This is a genomic window from Bacillus sp. GC_Bacil_1 (genome assembly GCF_026540675.1).
Classification (GTDB): domain Bacteria; phylum Bacillota; class Bacilli; order Bacillales; family Bacillaceae_G; genus Bacillus_A; species Bacillus_A cereus.
Genome location: NZ_JALNUG010000062.1, coordinates 1 through 428, shown reverse-complemented (window position 1 = coordinate 428; position 428 = coordinate 1). Strand labels below are relative to the sequence as shown.

The window sequence follows — 428 nt, the reverse complement described above, 5'->3', positions numbered from 1 at the left end:
TTTTTGTTTTTTCCGCGCGGTCGTGGCGGAACGGCAGACGCGCTAGGTTGAGGGCCTAGTGGGGGAAACCCCGTGGAGGTTCAAGTCCTCTCGGCCGCATCAAAAAAATCTTAAAAAAGTACTTGCATTTGAAAATGTAGTATGATAAGATAATTGAGTCGCCAAAATACAACGACGAAAAAACATCATGAATAAGCGCCCGTAGCTCAATTGGATAGAGCGTTTGACTACGGATCAAGAGGTTAGGGGTTCGACTCCTCTCGGGCGCGCCAATTACGGGAAGTGGCTCAGCTTGGTAGAGCACCTGGTTTGGGACCAGGGGGTCGCAGGTTCAAATCCTGTCTTCCCGACCACGCGGGTGTAGTTTAGTGGTAAAACAAGAGCCTTCCAAGCTCTGGTCGAGAGTTCGATTCTCTTCACCCGCTTTT

At 50.0% G+C, this 428-nt stretch carries 4 tRNA genes; all 4 read left to right on the top strand.

Features of this window, described 5'->3' with window-relative positions:
* Positions 1 to 16: 16 nt before the first annotated feature.
* Positions 17 to 99, top strand: a tRNA-Leu gene (locus tag OXT04_RS29620).
* A gap of 96 nt (positions 100 to 195) precedes the next feature.
* Positions 196 to 272 (top strand) — tRNA-Arg (locus OXT04_RS29615).
* 4 nt (positions 273 to 276) lie between these two features.
* A tRNA-Pro gene (locus OXT04_RS29610) sits at positions 277 to 353 on the top strand.
* 1 nt (position 354) lies between these two features.
* Positions 355 to 425, top strand: a tRNA-Gly gene (locus OXT04_RS29605).
* Positions 426 to 428 lie beyond the last annotated feature (3 nt).